Source organism: Dokdonia sp. R78006, assembly GCF_042466145.1.
Classification (GTDB): Bacteria; Bacteroidota; Bacteroidia; order Flavobacteriales; family Flavobacteriaceae; genus Dokdonia.
Map to the genome: position 1 here is coordinate 443,180 of NZ_JAXHBU010000001.1, position 20,346 is coordinate 463,525.

19 protein-coding genes and 1 tRNA gene are annotated in these 20,346 nt (G+C 35.6%); 2 read left to right on the forward strand and 18 right to left on the reverse strand.

Features of this window, described 5'->3' with window-relative positions:
- Positions 1–2: 2 nt before the first annotated feature.
- Positions 3–416, forward strand: a complete 414-nt coding sequence (locus SJY37_RS02090; protein ID WP_379952755.1) for a YeeE/YedE family protein — start codon at positions 3–5, stop codon at positions 414–416.
- A 73-nt stretch (positions 417–489) separates the two neighbouring features.
- On the opposite strand, the gene SJY37_RS02095 is transcribed toward SJY37_RS02090, so the two are convergent.
- The 16 genes from SJY37_RS02095 to SJY37_RS02170 all read right to left on the reverse strand — a co-directional run bounded on the left by SJY37_RS02095 (position 490) and on the right by SJY37_RS02170 (position 17,974).
- The gene (locus SJY37_RS02095) at positions 490–1,452 is read right to left on the reverse strand and encodes a succinylglutamate desuccinylase/aspartoacylase family protein (protein ID WP_298330519.1); all 963 of its coding nucleotides are present in this window, start codon (positions 1,450–1,452) and stop codon (positions 490–492) included.
- Positions 1,445–2,317: a 30S ribosomal protein S6--L-glutamate ligase gene (rimK, locus tag SJY37_RS02100; RefSeq protein WP_298330521.1), complete on the reverse strand. Its 873-nt coding sequence runs from the start codon at positions 2,315–2,317 to the stop codon at positions 1,445–1,447. The genes SJY37_RS02095 and rimK overlap by 8 nt, the downstream gene beginning before the upstream one ends.
- Positions 2,318–2,566: 249 nt before the next feature.
- Positions 2,567–3,193 carry a Pycsar system effector family protein gene (locus SJY37_RS02105; protein WP_379952756.1) on the reverse strand — a complete coding sequence of 209 codons (627 nt, stop codon included), beginning with the start codon at positions 3,191–3,193 and terminating at the stop codon, positions 2,567–2,569.
- Positions 3,194–3,331: 138 nt separating this feature from the next.
- The gene (locus tag SJY37_RS02110) at positions 3,332–4,579 is read right to left on the reverse strand and encodes a cation:proton antiporter (protein ID WP_379952757.1); all 1,248 of its coding nucleotides are present in this window, start codon (positions 4,577–4,579) and stop codon (positions 3,332–3,334) included.
- A gap of 1 nt (position 4,580) precedes the next feature.
- Positions 4,581–5,234 (reverse strand): ion channel, encoded by a 654-nt coding sequence (locus SJY37_RS02115; protein ID WP_035335779.1) that lies wholly within the window; start codon positions 5,232–5,234, stop codon positions 4,581–4,583.
- Positions 5,235–5,406: 172 nt separating this feature from the next.
- Positions 5,407–7,356 carry a thiamine pyrophosphate-binding protein gene (locus tag SJY37_RS02120; protein ID WP_379952758.1) on the reverse strand — a complete coding sequence of 650 codons (1,950 nt, stop codon included), beginning with the start codon at positions 7,354–7,356 and terminating at the stop codon, positions 5,407–5,409.
- Between the two features lie 11 nt (positions 7,357–7,367).
- Positions 7,368–7,739, reverse strand: a complete 372-nt coding sequence (locus SJY37_RS02125) for a hypothetical protein (RefSeq protein WP_379952759.1) — start codon at positions 7,737–7,739, stop codon at positions 7,368–7,370.
- 58 nt (positions 7,740–7,797) lie between these two features.
- Entirely contained in the window at positions 7,798–8,550 is a 753-nt protein-coding gene (locus tag SJY37_RS02130) for a hypothetical protein (RefSeq protein ID WP_379952760.1), read from the reverse strand.
- An 11-nt stretch (positions 8,551–8,561) separates the two neighbouring features.
- Positions 8,562–10,169 carry a glutamate synthase-related protein gene (locus SJY37_RS02135; RefSeq protein ID WP_379952762.1) on the reverse strand — a complete coding sequence of 536 codons (1,608 nt, stop codon included), beginning with the start codon at positions 10,167–10,169 and terminating at the stop codon, positions 8,562–8,564.
- A 29-nt stretch (positions 10,170–10,198) separates the two neighbouring features.
- Positions 10,199–13,714, reverse strand: a complete 3,516-nt coding sequence (locus SJY37_RS02140; protein WP_379952763.1) for a metallophosphatase — start codon at positions 13,712–13,714, stop codon at positions 10,199–10,201.
- Position 13,715: 1 nt separating this feature from the next.
- Positions 13,716–14,096, reverse strand: coding sequence for a hypothetical protein (locus SJY37_RS02145; protein WP_379952764.1), 381 nt, complete (start codon positions 14,094–14,096; stop codon positions 13,716–13,718).
- On the reverse strand, positions 14,096–14,362 hold the full coding sequence (locus SJY37_RS02150; protein ID WP_379952765.1) for a hypothetical protein: 267 nt from the start codon (positions 14,360–14,362) through the stop codon (positions 14,096–14,098). The genes SJY37_RS02145 and SJY37_RS02150 overlap by 1 nt, the downstream gene beginning before the upstream one ends.
- A gap of 12 nt (positions 14,363–14,374) precedes the next feature.
- The gene (locus tag SJY37_RS02155) at positions 14,375–16,027 is read right to left on the reverse strand and encodes a CRTAC1 family protein (protein ID WP_379952766.1); all 1,653 of its coding nucleotides are present in this window, start codon (positions 16,025–16,027) and stop codon (positions 14,375–14,377) included.
- Entirely contained in the window at positions 16,020–16,685 is a 666-nt protein-coding gene (locus tag SJY37_RS02160) for a DUF6796 family protein (protein WP_379952767.1), read from the reverse strand. Before SJY37_RS02160 ends, SJY37_RS02155 begins: the two co-directional genes overlap by 8 nt.
- Before the next feature lie 271 nt (positions 16,686–16,956).
- On the reverse strand, positions 16,957–17,634 hold the full coding sequence (locus tag SJY37_RS02165) for a Crp/Fnr family transcriptional regulator (RefSeq protein ID WP_379952768.1): 678 nt from the start codon (positions 17,632–17,634) through the stop codon (positions 16,957–16,959).
- Between the two features lie 267 nt (positions 17,635–17,901).
- Positions 17,902–17,974 (reverse strand) — tRNA-Met (locus SJY37_RS02170).
- Positions 17,975–18,137: 163 nt separating this feature from the next.
- On the opposite strand from SJY37_RS02170, the gene SJY37_RS02175 reads away from it, so the two are divergent.
- Positions 18,138–19,694, forward strand: a complete 1,557-nt coding sequence (locus tag SJY37_RS02175; RefSeq protein ID WP_379952769.1) for a hypothetical protein — start codon at positions 18,138–18,140, stop codon at positions 19,692–19,694.
- A gap of 4 nt (positions 19,695–19,698) precedes the next feature.
- On the opposite strand, the gene SJY37_RS02180 is transcribed toward SJY37_RS02175, so the two are convergent.
- Both SJY37_RS02180 and SJY37_RS02185 read right to left on the reverse strand, forming a co-directional pair.
- A complete protein-coding gene (locus SJY37_RS02180) occupies positions 19,699–20,055 on the reverse strand; it encodes an STAS/SEC14 domain-containing protein (protein WP_379952770.1) in 357 nt (118 codons plus the stop codon).
- Between the two features lie 70 nt (positions 20,056–20,125).
- On the reverse strand, positions 20,126–20,305 hold the full coding sequence (locus tag SJY37_RS02185; RefSeq protein ID WP_013751183.1) for a CPXCG motif-containing cysteine-rich protein: 180 nt from the start codon (positions 20,303–20,305) through the stop codon (positions 20,126–20,128).
- Positions 20,306–20,346: the final 41 nt, after the last annotated feature.

A 20,346-nucleotide genomic window follows, 5' to 3' on the forward strand; every position in this document is an offset into this window, starting at 1 on the left:
AAATGAGAACACTTATATATTTATTAATCGGTATTCTTTTTGGAATAACTATGTTTAAATCTGAAGCTGCTTCGTGGTTTCGTATTTATGAAATGTTCAAGTTTGAGTCATTTCACATGTATGGAATTATAGGGTCTGCCCTAGTGATAGGCATTATAGTAGTACAACTTATTAAACGTCTCAACATCAAATCATTTTATGGTGAGACGATTCATTTTCACCCTAAGGCAAAAAGCTTTAGTCGTTACATGATAGGTGGCGTTTTATTTGGTTTAGGCTGGGCACTAGCAGGAGCTTGTCCAGGACCTATGTTTACCTTAATAGGAGCGGGTTACATTCCTATTCTTGTAGTTATTGTTGCCTCGCTGTTGGGTACATTCGTATATGGATTATTAAAGGATAAACTACCTCACTAGAGGCTGTTTATCCTTTATCTATATTAAGTGTTGTTGTTACGCTTTCGCGAAAGCGTAATTACTTAAAGAGTTATTATTTTGTAATATGCACAATAGCATCTCCTTGATTAACTATCGGAGCATGATTGATACAGATAATATATCCCGAATTAGGTGCTTTTATATTTTTTTCAAAATCACCAAAAGGTCCAGAAACACTCGCAATTACATCGCCTTTTTCTACAAAAGTCCCAGCTTTTACATGAGGTCTATACATTCCAGAATATCGTGCTCTGATCCAAAATGACTTCTCGATAACGATAGACTCTGCTTCTACCCTCCAGCTGTAATCATCAGAAAGTTCTTTTGTAAAATCACGCACGCCGAGATGGTGCATTACTTTTAAAGCTCCTGTAACTCCAGCGTCTGTAATGTCGCTATCTATTGCAAGAGATTTCCCTCCTTCAAAAAGTAGTACTTTCTTCCCCTTTTTTACACAAGAATCTCTAAAGGATTTCTCTCTATTTTGTGACTTGAGTATAAATGGTGCTCCGAAGGCTTTGGCAAGCTCTAGTGTCTCATCATCTTCATTGATTCTTATCTGTGGAGCATTAAATCGCTCTCTACCACCTGTATGAAAATCCATACAGTAATCAACATGTGGTATAATCTCTGTCATTAAATTATATGCATACCTGCTCGCCAGCGAACCCCTTGTACTACCAGGGAATACTCTATTGAGATCTCTCCCATCTGGAAACTCTCGCGTCTGATTAAGAAAACCAAAAACATTTACCACTGGAATACATATGATCGTCCCGTGAGTTGGCTTATTATATTTTTTTGAAACAATCTGCCTTACAATCTCTACTCCATTAACCTCATCACCGTGAATACCGCCAGTAATAAGAATACATGGACCGGGCTTTGGTGCTCGCTCAATAATGATAGGCACTTCAATCTTTGTTCTAGTGTGAAGCTTTGCAATGTCTAGGTTTACTTGTAATCCTTTTCCTAAAGAAACAGCGTTCCCTAGTATTTCAATATCATTAGGCATTTCTCTCTACGTACTTTATAATGTAGTTTGCAATATTTTTTCCTGTTGCAGTCTCAATCCCTTCAAGACCTGGAGACGAGTTTACTTCTAGAATTAATGGACCACGAGAAGATTGTAAGAGATCTACTCCTGCAATTCCTAATCCCATTGCTTTTGCTGCTTTAAGCGCCGCATTTTCCTCTTCGTCTGTGAGTTCGATAACGTTTGCACTTCCTCCTCTGTGTAAGTTAGATCTAAACTCTCCTTCTTTACCTTGTCTTTTCATAGCTCCCACTACTACTCCGTCTACAATAAAAACACGTATATCTGCTCCTCCAGCTTCTTTAATAAATTCTTGAGCAATTACTCTTGCTTGTAAACCATTAAAAGCTTCTAGTATAGACTCTGCAGAGTTCTTATTATCTGCAAGTACTACACCTAGGCCCTGCGTTCCTTCAAGTAATTTAATTACAAGTGGCGCTCCTCCTACTCCATCTACAACCTGACCAACATCCTTAGAGTAGTTTGTAAAAACTGTTTTAGGAAGTCCTAAACCTGCTCTTGATAATATCTGTAAACTTCTTAATTTATCACGTGATCTTACTAATGCTTGAGATTCTGTTGCAGAGAAGACCTTCATCATCTCAAATTGTCTCACTACTGCTGTACCAAAAAATGTTACAGAAGCCCCTATTCTCGGGATTACCCCATCAATATCCTTTATCTCCTTACCCTTATAGACAATAGTAGGGTTTTTCTTTTCAATAACGAGGTTACACTTAGTGTGGTCAATAATGATCATCTCATGACCTTTTTTCTCCCCCGCTTCGATAAGACGCTTTGTTGAATATAAATTTGGATTCTGTGATAGCACTACAATTCTCATAATGTGGATTTAGTTTCTTTTGCCGAGAAGATAATCTAATAAGTGGTTATTTAATATTATTTGAGGCAAATATTTTTGCTCAATCGCATAACTATTAATGCTTTTTTACAATAGCTACGATGTGAGGAAGTTAAACCTATTCCCTTATCGCAAAATACAGCGCATAAAAAAAGCTTCACATTGCTGTGAAGCTTTTTTTATAAGAGTCGTTACTTCTTAATCATAGCGGCGGGAATCTATGCCTAATCTTTATATCATCCCTCCAAACAGCATATGACAAGCCAAGAAAGCCACTACAGAAAGAATAATACCTATTAGAAAGATATTAAAGGATTTTCTTAATAGTTTAAATTTTCTATCCATCGTTTTACCTAAATGATACGTATCCTTTGCTATTGTTTTATAAAGCTCATCACCCTCATTCATCAATGAGGTAATATTCTCAACATACTCATGCTCCTCCATATCTTGAAAATTACCGTAAAACATTAAGTTACGGGCATTCCTATCTCCATGAATCAATTCTGGACGGGTTGCAAATATGGCATAAGCGATAGAAGACAAGTTTGTAATGAGAATGAGAACTACAGGATATATTAGGTGCGGGTCTGTGCTAAGCTGGCTCATGACAGTTCCTAATACTAAAGACAAAATAAGTGCATTGATAGAAATCAAAATATTTGATTTTGTATCAATCATTGTATTTAATGTATATTGATTTTTAGAAAGCAGTCTAAACAACGTTTCTACCCCACGTTCTGAGCGTGGCTCTAGCTTTGCAAGCTTCTTTTTTAACTGCTTTAAGGCTTCCTTATCTATATTAAGCTCTGCCATTAAATATTTATCTTCTTCTTTTTTCTCTTTTTTATCGCTCATAATTACCTTTAAAAAATTACTCATCGCCTGAGACGCACTCTTAATTACTAATCAAAACAGCTGCGTACCTATTAATTACAGTTACTTGATGTCAAATATAACAATGACTCTTAATATGAATACTAAGAGTTTATATTGCTAGTCATTTTTATATATCGCTTTTGCAAAAACACCTATTGAAAGTCCTTGAACGATTATAGAAAATAGCACTACTATATATGTAATATGCAGTATTAAGTCTTTTGATAACTCATCACTTAAACTTAGTGCTAGTGCAATAGATATACCGCCTCTCAATCCACCCCAAGTCAAAATTGCAATAGTTTTAATAGGCTTCTTCTCATCATGTTTAAGTAATGAGTACGGTAAAAACACAGAGCAAAACCGGGCAAAAAGAACAATTAAAATAGCCATTATTCCTAATATGAAGTAACTACTATTAAATTCTAATAAATGAATAGCGAGCCCCATAAGGACAAATAAAATACCATTAAAGACCTCATCTAGTATTTCCCAGAAAGAATTGATTGCTTTTTGTATCGGGTTTTTATCTTCATTTATATGTATTTTATTTCCTATAAGTAACCCTGCTATTACCATGGCTAATGGCGCCGAGACATTCAATAAAAATGCGCCAGATGTTCCTCCCATGACTACAGCTAGGGTGATTATTACGGCTAGTTGTGGGTTTTCTTTTAATGAGTTGATACACTTCAATCCTAAAAATCCGATGAGAAGTCCATAAAGAATGCCTCCTACAGCTTCTTCTAGAAATAAGAGTCCAATCTCTGTGCCTATCTGGGCAGCGCTATGATGCTCTGTAGCTGTGGTAATCAATAATATTCCAGAAAAAACGACAACGCCTATCCCATCGTTAAATAAAGATTCACCTTCTATTTTAATACCTAGAGACTCTGCAATATTTGTTTTTTTCAGAATTGCCATTACAGCGATAGGATCAGTAGGTGATATTAAAGCTCCAAATAACAGGGCGTATAAAAAAGGTAACTCTACATCAATTAATTGTGCACCAAAAAAGACAAGGCCTCCTACTAAAAAAGTAGATATAAGAACACCTAAGGTGGCAAATAATAAAATTGATTTCCTCTGTTCCTCGAGTGCTGCAAGGTTAACATGTAATGCTCCTGCAAATAATAAAAAACTTAAAATCCCATCGAGTAGGAGGGTTTTAAAATCTGCCTTAACGATAATATCACAAAAGAATTTATAGAATTCCGGGAATATAGTTTCACTTAATGTTAATGGAATAATTAAAAGCAAGCTTAAAATCATTAACCCAATCGTTGTCGGTAATTTTAACCACTTGTAATTTATATAACTAAAAAGAGCCGCAATTGTAAATACAATACTAAAAGATTCAAACATATTACTTTGATTTTGTATTAATATACTTCCCTACAAACACTCCGATTACAATAGCTAGATAAAATTGGCCTATTATATTCATCACTAATGTTATAGACTGAGCAGGTGCTGTAAGTGGTGTGATATCACCATAACCAACTGTAGTAATGCTTATAAAACTAAAATAGTAAAAGCTATAACCAGAGTATCCCTCAATTAACCTAAACGAATCGCTATTTATTAAATCAATAGATTCAAAAAGAACTCCTCCTATTATACCTAGATAAAGGAATCCCAATAAAGGACCTAATATAAACTGTAGGTTTATCTCTTTTATGAGCAATAATTGTCTCACTAAAATGACACAAAAACAAGCAAATAATAAAAAGGAGGACACTAATCTATAAATTAATATCACTATCGAACCGTCATTAGACAGTTCTAACCATATAGCGAGCAATGTAAAAAAGCCAATGATATAGGTGATAGATTTTGCCAGCTTGTTAGTTGCCAGTAAGGAGCTCCCTATGATTAATAAGGTATAATTTATGACAGTAACATAAGCCGGGCTTATACCCGTAATAAGAATATGAAAAGGTGTTAAAAGAAAGTTGAACACACTTAATATAGCAATCAGGTATTTATAATTTGCTATTATGGAATTAAGCCTACTCATTTTATTTATAATTTATAAATTAACCCTTCTAATAGCAATCAACCTCAACTTAGACTCTTTTGCTATATTAATGACCTACTTCTAGTGCACTTTACAAATCAATAAGCATTCTAAAACAATACCCTAAGTTGTCAAACTCCTTACTTCATAAACCTGTTCTGATGTGTAGTGTCTATATTAAATTTACGTCTGTGATTACTTCTAATAGCGCAGGGCCATCATGATCATTAAGCTTCTTCATAGCTGGCAATAAATCCTCGAGTTTCTCAACGCGAATCCCCAGAGCACCGCAGTTTTCTGCATATTTTGCAAAACTCGGATTTGTTAATGAGGTTTGCCATACATCAACCTCTGCCGCACGTTGCTCCTTTGATATTTTCCCTAGTTCTGAATTATTGAGTACAATGTGCTTAATATTCATATTATACTTAACAAGGGTGTTTATTTCCGCTAGATATTGACCTAAACCAGCATCACCAGATACAGACCATATAGGTCTTTTATCACCTTCTGCTGCCCAAGCACCCATGGCTGCTGGCAAAGCAAAACCTATAGAACCTAAATAACCAGACATTAATACAGACTGATTTGTAGGCTCAAAATATCTTCCAAATGAATACGTGTTATTACCCACATCAACAGCTATTACTGCATTTTCTGGCGTAACTTTATTCATGGCATCAAATACAGATATAGAACTAAGTCCATCGCCACAGTCTTGAAGGCGGCTTTCTTTTTCTTCGCGCCATAGTCTCCAGCGCTCTTTTATTTCTCCACGTTGATCTACTGCCACAGTCATATTACTAGTCTGAGCCGTAATGATTTTCATTGTTTCTGAGATTTCTCCCCATAAAGCAACATCTACTTTATGATGTTTACTAAGAGCCATAGGGTCGTAATCGACTTGAATGATTGGCTTCTTTGGAGTGATACCCGTATGATTAGAAAAAGAAGCACCTAGCACAAATAACAAGTCACTTTCGTTCATAAACCATGATGCTATAGGAGTACCACTTCTCCCTAAAACTCCACAACCTAAAGGGTGCTTATCTGCTATTAATCCTTTTGCTTTAAAAGTAGTGATGATTGGACAGTTTAACGCTTTCGCGAAAGCGGTAATAGCTTCCATTTCAAAACGTGCGCCATGCCCCACTATAATTGCTGGTCTTTTTGCTTTCTTAAGTAGCTGTAGAGCCTTTTCAACCATCTCCTTCGGAGGGCTTATATTAAAAGGAGTAATTCTATCTTCTGGAGTTTGCGCCTTTGCCCCTTCTGGTTTCTCTGTAAACGCTACCTCATCTGGAAAGGTTAAATGCACCACATCTCTCTTTACAAGAGCCGTCTTTAAAGCAAGAGACATCAACTCACTATGGTTAGAATTTAAATGAACCGCGTGGTTGAATTGGGTCACGCTATCAAAAGCCTTCACCAGGTCTACTTCTTGAAAAGCGCCTGTACCCACCACTTGAGTGTTAACTTGACCAGAAAGCGCTAGCAAGGGTACTCTATCCACCTTTGCATCCCACATTCCAGTATACATATTTGTCGCACCTGGACCTGCAATACCAAAACAAGCAGCAGGCTTACCGGTTAATTTTGCATATCCTGAGGCTGCAAAGGCTGCTGCACCTTCATGTCTGATTCCAAAATATTGTAACTTCCCTTTTTCCTCCTGCCTTCTCATTGCATCTGCCACAGCAAGATTACTATGCCCTACCATTCCAAAAACGGTATCTACACCCCAATTTACCATGGTCTCAATCATCACGTCAGATATGGTCTCTTTGTGTGGCTCCTCTTCTGGAATTGCAACATAAATAGCCTCACCCTCCTCCTTCACTTCAAAATTCTTTATTCCATCGTCAAAGCCTCCAGGAGAATTTCCTGTGCAAGGATCATAGTCCCAGCCATGCCATGGACAGCGCAGCATACCATTCTCAATAGACCCCTCACCTAGAGGTCCACCTTGATGTGGACAAGCATTATCTAAGGCCGAAAATTTTCCTTTGTAATGAGTTAAACAAATACCTTGATGACCAGCGGTTACTGTCTGGACTCGTCCTTCAGGAAGCATTTTTCTATTGTCTAATACCTTGTACCATTTTTTGCCATTTGAGTCCATATCTTTTATATTTAATTCAACTTATTTTTAAATTGCTGTTGACGTATTCTCACTGCTCTAAACGAATATGTTATTAAAGAAAGAATGCCTATTAATGCTAGAATAATTGCAAAAACACTAGTGTATAATGATGTCCTTTCTAAATCAAACAGCCCATTAATTACACTTGAGATTAACAGAAATGCTACTGCTACATAAAGAAAAACCATTGCTGTATTTAATAATTTTAACTGCACTAGCTTGTGACTAATCATCTTCTTTTGCTTGGATTGCTCAATCATCTGGTTTATCTCATTACTCAATGCCACCATTAAAGTGGATGTAGAAAGAATAAGCAATCCCAGACCGGGAACTATCGTAATAGGCAGATACCAGTTTTCCATAATTTACATGATGTCTAGGTTACTTGAATAGATCCAGTACTTCTAGTAGACTTATATTTTATACCGCTAGTAATAGATTGATTACCTCTTTAAAGAACTTCATGCCATCTGCCTCTACAATTCCGCTAGTATCGAGTATGGCACCTTTAAAACCGTCAGATTTCCACGTACCTAAGGTTAGTGGTTCTAGTCCAGAAGGATCTATAGCTTGACCTCCTTTGTAACCAGTGATATATAAATAGTGATTATCACAAACGCTATCTGGAATCGCTAGTCCTAAACCAATAGTTATGCTTGAATCTGGTATCTGGCTATAAATTCCAGTATCAAAATGATGTGGCCAGATTCTTATAGAGGCATTGAGATTATAGTTGTTGTCTATCCTTTCAAGAATAAATTGAGCCAGAATGCGTAGATGCATCATCTCACTTAAATCCTCAACATCAGATAATTTAAAGGTGAAATTATCATCAATAGTGTAAGGCAATTCATAGTGAAATTTATACGAATATTCCTTATTGAGAAATTCACGAGAGCTATTTGAAATCCATAATAGAAGCTCTTTATGAGTCGCTCCATCAAGACTCATTATTTTTGATACTGTATTAGATTTCCATTCTAAACTAAAGTTTCTATAATTTAATATGAGCTTATCATTAGCATCAGACAGTGGGTGAGTCTCAAGGAAACCTCCCTCAGGATTAAACCCTAGGTTTGTATGACTATCGTCTTCTTCTTTAGGTAAAAAACTTATTCCTGCTGCAGCTAGGTATTGAGAAGCGATGTGTAATTGTTTTTCTATAGTGTCCATAATGTGTCGTATTAAATTCCAGCATAATTAATTCCTGTCAAGAAGTGTATATCTCTATCGTATGTAGAAAGGTCATCTTGATTAAATTTTTCAATATCGTCATACCCACAAGCCCTTGCTATAACTCTAATTAAATTGTTTGTAGCTTCAAAGTAGTTTTGTAACTGCTTTGCCGATGAGTCAATAATTAAACGACTACGCAAAGATTCCTTTTGTGTAGCGATACCTACTGGACAATTATTGCTGCCACACGCGCGCATTCCTAAACATCCTATAGCTTGCAATGCAGAGTTTGAAACTGCTATTGCATCTGCTCCTAGCATTAATGCTTTTGCAAAATCTTCTGCTACGCGCAAACCTCCTGTAATTATAAGGGTTACATCTTTTGCTCCTACTTTATCTAGATAAGTACGCGCTCTAGCGAGTGCTGGAATGGTAGGTACATTGATATGATCTCTCAAAACGGTAGGCGCAGAGCCTGTTCCTCCTCCTCTACCGTCCAGAATAATGTAATCCACACCCACATCTAGAGCAAACTGGATATCCTTTTCTATGTGGCTAGCTGCAATTTTAAATCCTATGGGAATACCTCCTGTACGTTCTCTTACCGCTTTCGCGAAAGCTTTAAAATCTTCAACACCATGAAAATTTGGAAATGTAGCTGGTGATATTGCTGTCTCTCCTTCTTTCAACCCTCTTACCTCAGCAATTTCTTTACTTACTTTACTGCCTGGCAGGTGCCCTCCAGTACCTGTTTTGGCACCTTGGCCACCTTTAAAATGGAAAGCCTGAACGTTATCTAATTTATCCCAAGAGAATCCAAATTTCGCGGAAGCGAGCTCATAAAAATATTTTGAATTATTTGCTTGCTCTTCTGGTAACATCCCTCCTTCTCCAGAACAAATACCTGTTCCTGCTAGTTGGGCTCCCTTTGACAAAGCAATTTTTGCTTCACGTGATAGTGCGCCAAAACTCATATCACTCACAAACAAAGGCATATCTATGGTTAACGGTTTCTGTGCTTTAGGCCCTATAACAACTTTTGTAGCAACTGCTTCTTCATCTAGTAGTGGTCTTGAAGCTAGTTGCGCGGGTAAAAACTGAATATGATCCCATTTAGGAAGTGTGTTTCTATCTACACCCATGGATGCAGAAAAACCGTGATGACCTATGTTCTTTAAACCATTTTTTGCAAGCTCTTTTATATAACCCGTATAAGGTTCTGTATCTTCTGGATGGGTATCTGCATACGCTCCTAGGTATTCATCTCGATCAAAAGGTTGCGGATTCTTTTTGAGATATGCATCTATCTCAAATGCATCTACCATAAGCATTCCACCTTCTATTTTGGTAGAAAATTTATGCAACACCTCACTATTATTATATTCTGAAACGCCCGAGTCTACACGATAATCCCATCCGTGTACTCCACAAATTAAATTTTCACCATCTACGTGACCATCAGACATTAAAGCCCCTCTGTGATGACATCTCCCGTAAAGTACAGAAATTTCTTCATCAAATTTTACGACGACTAGATCAAGTCCATTTACGAGCGCATGTTCTGGCTCTTTGTTTTTTAAACTGTCTACTTGAATTATTGCTACGGGCTGTTTCATATACTATATAATTTTTTTGAAGTTTAATATTAAAAGACAAAGCCTAGAGAAAACACGATTCTTCCACCATCTGCGCTTGAGTAATACCCTAGATTAGTGGTAAAAGTTTCTAAGCCACTTACCCAAAAGGAGCCCCCTACACTATTACGCCATTTGTCTGAATTATCATTTTCTACCCATACTCTTCCGTAATCAAAACCACCGGTTACACCATACTTGAGAGGGATAAAACTAGTTTTAAATTTACCTAGCAACAATCTCAAATCTGTATTTTGATACACTGAGTATTTACCTATAAAGCGTTCTTTTCTAAACCCTCGCAGACTGTGATTACCTCCTAATGAGGCACCGTGATAAAATTCAAAATTATCACCTAGAATAGCTTCTCCTCCTATTTTTGTAGCTAGTACGAGACTGGCACTTTTGTTTAGTCTATGGTCTATTGCTATGTGAGGACGTACATATCCAAATTTATTGTCGATATCTTCTCCACCAATATTAGCTTTATAACCTGCCGTGATACCGGCATCTAACCCTAATGTAGGGTAAGAAATATCATCTTTATTCTTATAACCATAGTTAACCTCAAGACCAGCATAAGTTTGCTTCTCAAAAACTGTAGCCGAAGATGGTAAGAAGTTAATAAATCTATCTTCGGTGTTTTCTACTTCAAAGGACTCAATTAAAGGTTTAACATAAAATGAACCTCCATCTCTGCCATTCCAGATTAATGATATTGCAGCATTCCATTCTTTTATACTTACACGATTAAAGTCAATATCTACATCATCCTTATCGTAAAGTGTTTCATTACCAAAACCGAAAAAGTTTTGTGCAAAATTTGGACTCGTATATTTTCCCTCTACACCAAAATTCCAATTATGAAAAATATTTGAAAACTCACCTTTATATGAAACATCATAACCAGAATTACCTGTATAATAGGAAGCGCTTACTGAATGCTTTGTAGTAAATGGATTGCGCTGGATACCATAAGTTGTAAAATTATTTACAAAACCTATTCTAAGACCATCATCTGGGTTTGCACCTATGATGGGTAAAAATTGGTTAATACTGTATTTACGTTTTTTATAGTCGTAGTTGTTAATTTCATAATCATCAACTAACCATTTTTTTGACTTGCTATTAACGATGGTATTATTCTTCCCTTTATAATCGTAGAGCTTAACTTTTTTTGTGTTCTCAAAATTATAAATGTCATTTTGCTTTCCTCCTAAAACCTTGATGGTAATTAAATCATTTCCCTTCCCTGTTACATTGAAGGTATCGTTGCCGTCTAAACCGTAGATCCAGATTTCTTTAGTTTCATCTTTTATGAACGTTCTTTCAAAAATGCCAAGGTCTTTCCTTTGAACCTCAATCTTAGTTTCTCCATTAGGAAGTCGTTTAATATTAAAGACATCGTCTTTTTGCGTACCTGTTATTACTTCATGCTTGTTTACATAATCATAATAACGGCGAGCTATATCTACAATATTCCCTCTTCTTCCCTTAAGTTTTCTCTTAATATCCTCAATGGTTTGACCCTTCATTTCTACTGGAACATTCTCAAAGGCTAGTTCTATAACATCATCTGTAAGTCCAGTTTGTAAGGCCATTGCTTCTTTCTCCCAGTCTTTCCAGTCTGATTTATTGATAAAAGTCATGTCCAAAGGATAAGGCTCAAAACTGAACCATTTAGGACTACGCAATTCCTCATCATAAGATTGCATCATACGTAAGCTAGGCACAGCGCAGCTTAGGAAGTTTAAAACACTCCCGTCAAATATGGAAAAAGCTTGATCTCGATCTCTCGGTATGGGTTTGCAAATCTCTGATCCATCCTCATTTTCAAAAAGAGCCCATCTCCATTGATCCTCATGCCTATCCCAATCCCCTATGAGCATGTCAAATAATCTTGCTCTTATATAAGAAGGCTCATCTACGATAGACTTACCTGTTTTATTAATTTCTAAGAGAACGTCACTGGTGCTTAAAATATCTTTAGGCTTTCCAAAACTTGCTAAATCATTATGACCAGATTCTACACGCTCTTCTAGTAAATATAGCTCATCACCATACTCATCATTATACTCACCTAAATCTCGTTGTTTAGGTATATAGTACAACTCTGGGTTAGTATGGAAAATATTTACAGCATCTGCGAGAGTTCCTATAGTTGTAGGAGTGTAAGGATGAGCAGTTGTATAAAAATCTAAGAGAAATTTGTCTGCAAAACTTCCTTCTAGTTCTTCTTCTACATATTTGTCTTGAAACGCAGTAGATTGTAAAAACTTAATCGCGCTTTTCTTTAGAGCTCGCATTACATATTCCTTTCCGTCTTTAGTCTCTAGTCGCAGCGATTTAGACTGGTGGCCACCTCCTCGCCTTACAGGAGTGAGCCCTCCTTTTAATGTGTCTATAAAAGCAACTTTGGCATTAACTGTTTTGCTATATAAACCTCTATAATGATCTCCCCAAAGACCTTTGTACAGTTTGCTTTTTTCGGTTTCTTCTAACGTATATACAGATGAGCTAAACGTATTATTAAAGCTACTTCTTTCTTTATAATTAACGATTTCTTCCTTCTCTGCCTCCATGATTGTAGCTGAGAATGGCGTTGAGATACCTTGAAAAGAAACTCTTACAGTACCATTTTTAAAAACATCAATTCGTGCATAGCCATTTTCGCTTGAAGCGAAATCTTTATCACCTTTTACAGATGCCTTTCTTGTTTTACCTGCGGCTCCACTTATAATTTGAGAAACTCCATGCTTATTAATGTATTGTAAATTTTTATCACGTCCCGAAATAAAAATGAGATCTTCTGTCTGTCTTGCAAGAGTGACTAGACGATTTCTAAATTTTCTATTTTGCTTATTTTGAAAGTCATGCAATGAGGTACCACCTGTTCTAGAAATAAATCCTTCATTAGAGTTAGAAAAAACAGGATGATGCATCGCAACCATAATGATTTTTCCTTGAGATTTTTTAATCATACTCTCAAACTCTAAGAAAAAGTCTGTTCTGTTTTTTATATCACAATTTTCATTGAGGTAAATATGATCATTCCAATCTTCTAGATACCATTGTGAGTCTACAGTTATTAAAACGACGTTGTCAGTAATATTTGCCTTTTTAATGGGGCAACCTTTATCTGGATAGAATTTTGACTTACTATTTTCTTGAATAAACGCTTCTATCTTTCTCACATCTCTGTGCCCATTAGCAGCCCATTCGTTCTGACCTGGAGTAAAAATCACTTTACCATTAAATGATTCTAATATTTCTAGTTGCGATGCTATTTCTGCACTAGCTCCTTTTGTAAAACCATTGTCAGATACTGCATTACCAAGTATGAGTAATTGTGAATCACTCAATGTTTTGGCTTCATTATTTATTTTAGTTAAAACAGCTTGATCGTCTGTATTTCCTGTATTTGCAGTTACAAATATGGAAGTCTCTAATTGTTGTGCAGTAGCAAAATAGCTCACTAATAATAACGCACATAATAGAGGTAATTTTTTTAGATGGTAAGTTTTCATATTAGTGGTCATTCTTAGATTTTAAATAAAAAATTCTTAAACCAATTATGCTACTAAATAGCACTAAGGAATAGTAACACATAGGTGTCCCTGATTCTGTTTTTGGGCACTCAGCTTCTCCTAGGTATTGCATTATAGATGCGATGAAGGCTATGCCAAAAGCTAATCCTGCAAATAGAAAATACAATACATTCCATTTTTTAAGAAGATGTGCTACAAGTGGAACTAGAAAACATACTAGTACTACAATGCACATCGGAATGTGCAGTATTTTTGGACAACTATCCCCAGTGGCGAGTTCATCAATCACGAGAGTTCCCGCTCCATACAGCCCAATAATTAAGAGTACAACAATTAAATAGTATGTGATTTTTGTACTCATTATTTCTTGTATACAATTTTACAAGTAGGACACTCAGTACCTTTTACAGTACTCTTAAGTTTGATTCCATTCATATGAGTTACAATGAAATCCTGTACAAACGCATAACTAGCAGTGTGGTTGTTTACATTTATTTGGATGTCATTATACTTTTCTCTTATAAGATTATCATACTCCTGATCACCCCAACAATTTGGACAATACCCTATCGATAGATCAGATACAGCTTTAACCTTATCTGCAAATAATTCTTTTATAAAATTCATCTTGATATTGTATTATTCTTGAGTATCTAAAACTTCTTCGGTATCCTGACTATCTTTAATTAAAGACTTTAAGTCAACAATGCTATTAATTTTTGGATTTGCAACATTAACCTCCTTATCATTTGATAAGCGTACATTAATATTTAAAACGGTAGTTTCTCCACCTAGTCCAAATTGAATTAATGATGTTTGATCACTAGCTAAGCCTTCTCCAGTAACTAACCAATCTGTTAATTTCTTTGTAGGCGTCGTTACAGTTATTTTAGCACCTTGCGCATTAATTGACTCGCCTAGATCTACCTGTAGGTAATTATTTGTGCCACCCTCATTTAAATAAGCAAGCGCAGGAGAATCGATATTTACCCAAATCATATCCAAATAGCCATCTTGATTAAAATCACTTACTAATGATGTAATCGCATAGTGAGGATTTACAAGTTTGCTTTCTTTCTCAGTAGGAGCAAATGTTCCATCTTCTTTTTGAATAAGGACTCTACTAGGTAGTTTAAAAAGTTTATTAGGAGCTAGGTCTACATAGTTTTCTGCAACCATAAGATCCTGAAGACCATCGTTATTAAGATCTGCAAAGGTACAACCCCATGAAAATTCATAATCTGCTATTTTAGCCTCCTCTGCTGTATCTGTAAATTTAAAATCCCCATCATTTCTAAATAAAATCCACTTCTCATTAAACAATGAAGCGTCTTTTATGTCTCCCTTTGCAAGTACTCTAGGTAGAGTACTCCCGGTATTTGAAAACATAAAATCAACTAATCCATCATTATTATAATCACCTACAGCTAATCCCATAGGATAAGCAAACTTCTTAGTGAGCGGATTAGGCTTCATCGTAAAAGTTAAATCTCCATTGTTTCTATAAGTTCTAGCCTCTCCTGTATCATGGACCACAACTAAGTCTAACCACGTATCATCATCAATATCTACTAATACTCCTTGAAAAGTATTATGAATGTAATCTAGACCGGCAGCTTTGGTAATACTTACAAACGTATCATCGCCATTATTAAGTAAGAGCTCGCTAGTAGCACCGTAGGTATAATCCTCAAATATGGTTTGCCCCTCCATCAATTCCTTTTTAAGGTATGTGGCAAGAAAAATATCTAAATCACCATCTTTATCAATATCACCGACAGTAATTCCAGCTGGGTTAGATTTGGCATTCATAGGAGTGTCAATAATTTTTTCAGTGAATTTACCATTCGTATTATAGTAAATACGGAGGCCATCCTCCCTACCTAAAATAATATCTGTAAACCCATTATTATCAAAATCGGCAGAGACAACACCAACAGTAGTGGTAGTCTTACCTTTTGTAGGTAAATTGACCTCTTCAGAAATATTTACAAATTCGTTATTTCTGAAGGCAAAAATCGCATCCTCTTGGTTCATCCCACCTCCAAAGAAGACCTCATCTACATTATCATTGTCAATATCAATTAATGCTGATGGAGCAATAGGCAATGATTTATCACCATTATATCGATGATTAAAGTCTATAGAGATTGGAGTGAATGTTGGTATTTTTTCTTCTGAGATTGTAATATCATACTTGTCTGAAACTGAATCTCTCCAAAAAAAACCTAAAACCAAAATGATTAAAAGAAGAACAATGACGCCAAGTGTTTTAAGTATTTTTTTAAGCATTTTGATGGTTTTTAGTAAGGTTTTTTAATTGAATAAGAGAAAGCGTGAAGAGTATGAAATGAGTTACATTCATTAAAATAGGTAACATGTGCGCTCCTAGAGATGGAATAATTTTACCTATAATTACTAATAATATGAGAATCGCTATAGGGCTAAAGAAAGCCATCCATTTTTTGTAATAGGTCCCACCTTTAAGGATAGCTGTAATGAAAGCAATAGATAATACTGCTATAACTATACGGAGTATTTTGACCAGCACTTCCATGTGGCCTGTATAATGATCTAAGAGGGTTGTGTAGGTAGTAGCGTCTATACTATTTTTTAGATGCACTACATTACCTATTGATGCTCGAGAACCTATCCAAACACCTCCTACTGCAAATGCAATAAAACCTACCGCTAGAACAACTCGAGCTAACATCTCATTACCAGATTTAAGCATTCTATATATGTGTATATAACCCGCAAAATAAAATGGTAATCCTATAATTGCTATATAATGTCCCATCGATAGATTACCTAAAGACACGTATTTGAAAAACTCATAGTCTTTTGAATGTTCTAAAATATCAGGAGAGTAATGCAAAAGATACTCACCCAGCCCAACAAGGAGCGAAGCGAAAAGGCCTAGATAGCCTAAAAATTTGGTTAGTTTCATCTAATTTTCAATCAGTTAGTTTGATTTATGTCGATATATGTTAAAATTCCTTTCATAAATTGAAAAAATTTGTTAATTATTATATGGAGTAGCTAATAGCTTTCATTCACAAATCATAGAACTTGAGAATATTTTGTCTTTTAAATGGTAATCAACTATTACCTGTTCAAGTAAGAACTTATAGGTTTGCAGGACCACTGTACACTACGTTAAAAATTGAAATCTCTATAGTAAGCTAGAATCACTCAACACAATTGTTCAAATAGTCGCTTTAAACCTCATCAAGGTTCTGAGATGCTTTTGAAATGAATTCCATATTATAATTTATAAAGCCTTCTTTTCTCATGGAACTCAATACATTGCTAACAGTTTGCCTAGAAGTATTTGTGAGGTTTGCAATATCCTTGTGACTTAAAAGGTTCTTAGCCTTTAAACGACCAGATACTTCAGCCTCTCCAAATTCTTCTAGATAATCTGATATAAACTCCTTAATTCTTGTTGTACTGTCTTTGTATAACAAATCATGTAGTCGTCGTTCAAGTTTTTGAATACGTAAGCCATAGATTTTGAGAAGTCCATTTTTAAGGGATTTGTGCTTATCCATAAGCGCTTCCATCTCATTGGATTCTATATAACATATAACACAGCTTTCTAACGCATAAGCAATTTCTTCACTTGCAGCTGCCTTATCATATAAAGCAAGCTCCCCAAAGACATTTCCCCTTTTAACTATGTACTTAGCAGTGTTGCTCGTTTTATCTACAATTTTGACACTTCCCTTTTTTAAGAAAAAAACACTATTCTTATGCTCATCTCTAAGTTCGATGCGCTTACCTTTTTCTATAGTATCCATTTCAAGAATCTCGCACATTCTCATCATATTGATCATTCCGAGCTTCTTAAAGAGATTAAAACCCTCTAAAAACCAGTATTTTGTGATTGTCTTCAAGTATTAATCATTTAGGTTACACAACAATAGTAGTAAAATAGTTTAGGGTTTGGACGACTTATTTTGAGGATACTTACTTCAGGCGACACTTTAGAGTAATCAACTAGAATGTGAAAACTTTTATTTAAGAAAACTGTCTAAATGCTAAAGAATAGCAAAAAAAGCACGCTGCAACATCATTATGAAGTAGAGGGAATATACTGTAGGTACAGTAGGAAACTAGAGGAAATAAAAAAAGCTCCACATTGCTGTGAAGCTTTTACTTAGTAGCGGGAACTGGACTCGAACCAGTGACCTTCGGGTTATGAGCCCGACGAGCTGCCTACTGCTCTATCCCGCGATATATGTTCCAGTAACACGTTTCTTGATTAGGCCATCAGTACTGCGTTAATTGGAGTGCAAATATACAACAAACTTTTCCTTATTACCAAATCACAAAGGGCATATTTAACAAGAAATCACAAACTTTTTTCTCAGCGATTACTGCACACTATATTTAACCTATGAATAAAAAAACAAGAACGATTCTCATCTCGCTGGTAATCTTCATACTAGCACTTTTTACAGCTCAACTTCTAATAAATCGTGCAGTAAAAAATAAAGCAGAATTTTTTCTAAAAAATCGACTTCCTGATCATTTTACTGTCTCATATAGCGATATAAATCTAAAAAGCTTCTCTGGAACCATCACTATTATAGATCCAGAAGTGCATATTCAGAACAAAACGGATACTATAACGCACACAATTGTTAAGGCAAACTCATTTACAATTGAAGATGTGAGCTACTGGAGCTATCTAGTTCGTAAAGAAATTAGAATAGAAGATATAAAACTCAACGATGCAGCAATTACTTACAGCAAGCATAAATTCAAGAAATCAACAGACACGGTAAGAAAACCTCTTGCCAAAGTTTTTAAACCCATTCTGGTTCAAGAATTAAGTATAGATAATGCTTCCTTAATGATTTATGACGGAACGAAAGATTCAATATCCGTTAGCGTAGCAGATATAACCTTAGAAATAGACGACATCTATATGGATAGTAAGACGTTAACCAGAAAGCTACCTCTAGATTACTCCGACTACAATGCTAATGGTTCTGATATATCTCTAAAAGTAGGCAACTACGAACGGCTCACTCTTGACGATTTTACCATAACTGATAGAAAAGGACGTTTCAACAATATTACACTGAATACAAAATACAGTAAGAAGGACCTCTCGAATGTAATCCCAGTAGAAAGAGATCATTTTAATCTAGAAATAGCAGTCATTGAAATAGACAATCCCACTTTTGGATTTGAAAATAGTGAGTTATTTGCAGGAGCTAACTCAATTACCATTAGCAAGCCTACTTTAGAGGTTTATAGAGACAAGCTAGTTACTGACGATAATAGTTACAAGCCTCTTTATAGTAAGATGCTCAGGGATGCTCCTATTAACCTCCTAGTAGATGATGTTACTATTAAAGATGGTAGTATTGTTTATCAAGAAAAATTAAAGGATGATAATCAAGGAGGGCGCATTGAATTTTCTGCTCTTAATGCATCTATAAACAAACTAGGAAACACATATCCCGCTGGAGATAAAACAGCCTTAAAACTCACCGCTACTTTTATGGATAACACTCCTATTGAAGTAGATTGGTCTTTTGATGTAAATGATAAAAATGATCTTTTTCTATTTAAAGGAGGTATGGGCAAATTACCAGGAGAACAGATGAATCAATTTACTGCTCCCAATCTAAATATTAAACTCACAGGTGAAACTTACCAAACCTACTTTACTATAGACGGTAATGCTAGCAAGTCTACCATAGATATGCGTATGAAATATGACGATTTTGAGATTGAAATAATGCGCAAAAGAGGAAAAGGCATTAACAAGTTACTATCTAAGGTTGTAAACCTGTTTATTAAAGAAGATAGTGATGACAAACCTACAGATTTTAGAGAAGGCTCTGGTGAGACAGAAAGAGACACAACGAAGTCATTCTTCAATTATCTTTGGCTTAACCTCAAGTCTGGTTTAATCGCAACACTAGCAGGAAAAGGGTAAACTCTTATTTTTTCATAACCCAGCACAAAGCATCTACACGTTTTTTTGACGAGAAAGCCTTTACGTCTGAGGTCATTAATAAATCCTTGAGACGCACTACTCGGCGTATCCACGATCTGTTAGATACAATCACTAATCTATTGATACGTTTAGCATAAGAGATATCAAAAAATGTATGGTCAATAAATGCTCTTATTTCAATCTCATCCACATCATCATCTTCAAGGTAGATATTGATTTTATCGTGACTTTCAAGCTTTTTCTCTATCGCCGCCTTAACTTGATTAACACCATCTTGAGCTATTTTGTTTTCATAAACAAAGCCTAGAGTGTCATCTGCGATATTAAGTTCTATAATCATGAAGAATTTATTAATAGAAAGATAAATCTTTTATGAATGGAAACGTAAAAACGTATTGTAAGAAAATAGTCTATTGTTCAATATCTATGGCTGAGAATGAAGTTAAGGTTCCATCCTCAAAACCCACTTGTAATTCAATGGGGTTACAGCACACCTCACAATCTTCTACATAAACACTACTTATGGATGGATCTAAGAGCATAGAAATCTCTTCCCAACAGTATGGGCATTGAAAAAAATGTTCGTACATGATGATCTAATTTATAGAGGAGTACGCTTTCGCGAAAGCGC

Bases quoted from the DNA above. Each gene is read 5' to 3' on its own strand.
- SJY37_RS02175 (WP_379952769.1), top strand. From the start codon at position 18,138: ATGAATAAAAAAACAAGAACGATTCTCATCTCGCTGGTAATCTTCATA.
- SJY37_RS02145 (WP_379952764.1), bottom strand. From the start codon at position 14,096: ATGAGTACAAAAATCACATACTATTTAATTGTTGTACTCTTAATTATT.
- SJY37_RS02140 (WP_379952763.1), bottom strand. From the start codon at position 13,714: ATGAAAACTTACCATCTAAAAAAATTACCTCTATTATGTGCGTTATTA.
- SJY37_RS02135 (WP_379952762.1), bottom strand. From the start codon at position 10,169: ATGAAACAGCCCGTAGCAATAATTCAAGTAGACAGTTTAAAAAACAAA.
- SJY37_RS02155 (WP_379952766.1), bottom strand. From the start codon at position 16,027: ATGCTTAAAAAAATACTTAAAACACTTGGCGTCATTGTTCTTCTTTTA.
- SJY37_RS02115 (WP_035335779.1), bottom strand. From the start codon at position 5,234: ATGAGTAGGCTTAATTCCATAATAGCAAATTATAAATACCTGATTGCT.
- SJY37_RS02130 (WP_379952760.1), bottom strand. From the start codon at position 8,550: ATGGACACTATAGAAAAACAATTACACATCGCTTCTCAATACCTAGCT.
- SJY37_RS02125 (WP_379952759.1), bottom strand. From the start codon at position 7,739: ATGGAAAACTGGTATCTGCCTATTACGATAGTTCCCGGTCTGGGATTG.
- SJY37_RS02120 (WP_379952758.1), bottom strand. From the start codon at position 7,356: ATGGACTCAAATGGCAAAAAATGGTACAAGGTATTAGACAATAGAAAA.
- SJY37_RS02160 (WP_379952767.1), bottom strand. From the start codon at position 16,685: ATGAAACTAACCAAATTTTTAGGCTATCTAGGCCTTTTCGCTTCGCTC.
- SJY37_RS02090 (WP_379952755.1), top strand. From the start codon at position 3: ATGAGAACACTTATATATTTATTAATCGGTATTCTTTTTGGAATAACT.
- SJY37_RS02185 (WP_013751183.1), bottom strand. From the start codon at position 20,305: ATGTACGAACATTTTTTTCAATGCCCATACTGTTGGGAAGAGATTTCT.
- SJY37_RS02105 (WP_379952756.1), bottom strand. From the start codon at position 3,193: ATGAGCGATAAAAAAGAGAAAAAAGAAGAAGATAAATATTTAATGGCA.
- SJY37_RS02150 (WP_379952765.1), bottom strand. From the start codon at position 14,362: ATGAATTTTATAAAAGAATTATTTGCAGATAAGGTTAAAGCTGTATCT.
- SJY37_RS02110 (WP_379952757.1), bottom strand. From the start codon at position 4,579: ATGTTTGAATCTTTTAGTATTGTATTTACAATTGCGGCTCTTTTTAGT.
- SJY37_RS02180 (WP_379952770.1), bottom strand. From the start codon at position 20,055: ATGATTATAGAACTTAATATCGCAGATGACACTCTAGGCTTTGTTTAT.
- SJY37_RS02095 (WP_298330519.1), bottom strand. From the start codon at position 1,452: ATGCCTAATGATATTGAAATACTAGGGAACGCTGTTTCTTTAGGAAAA.
- rimK (WP_298330521.1), bottom strand. From the start codon at position 2,317: ATGAGAATTGTAGTGCTATCACAGAATCCAAATTTATATTCAACAAAG.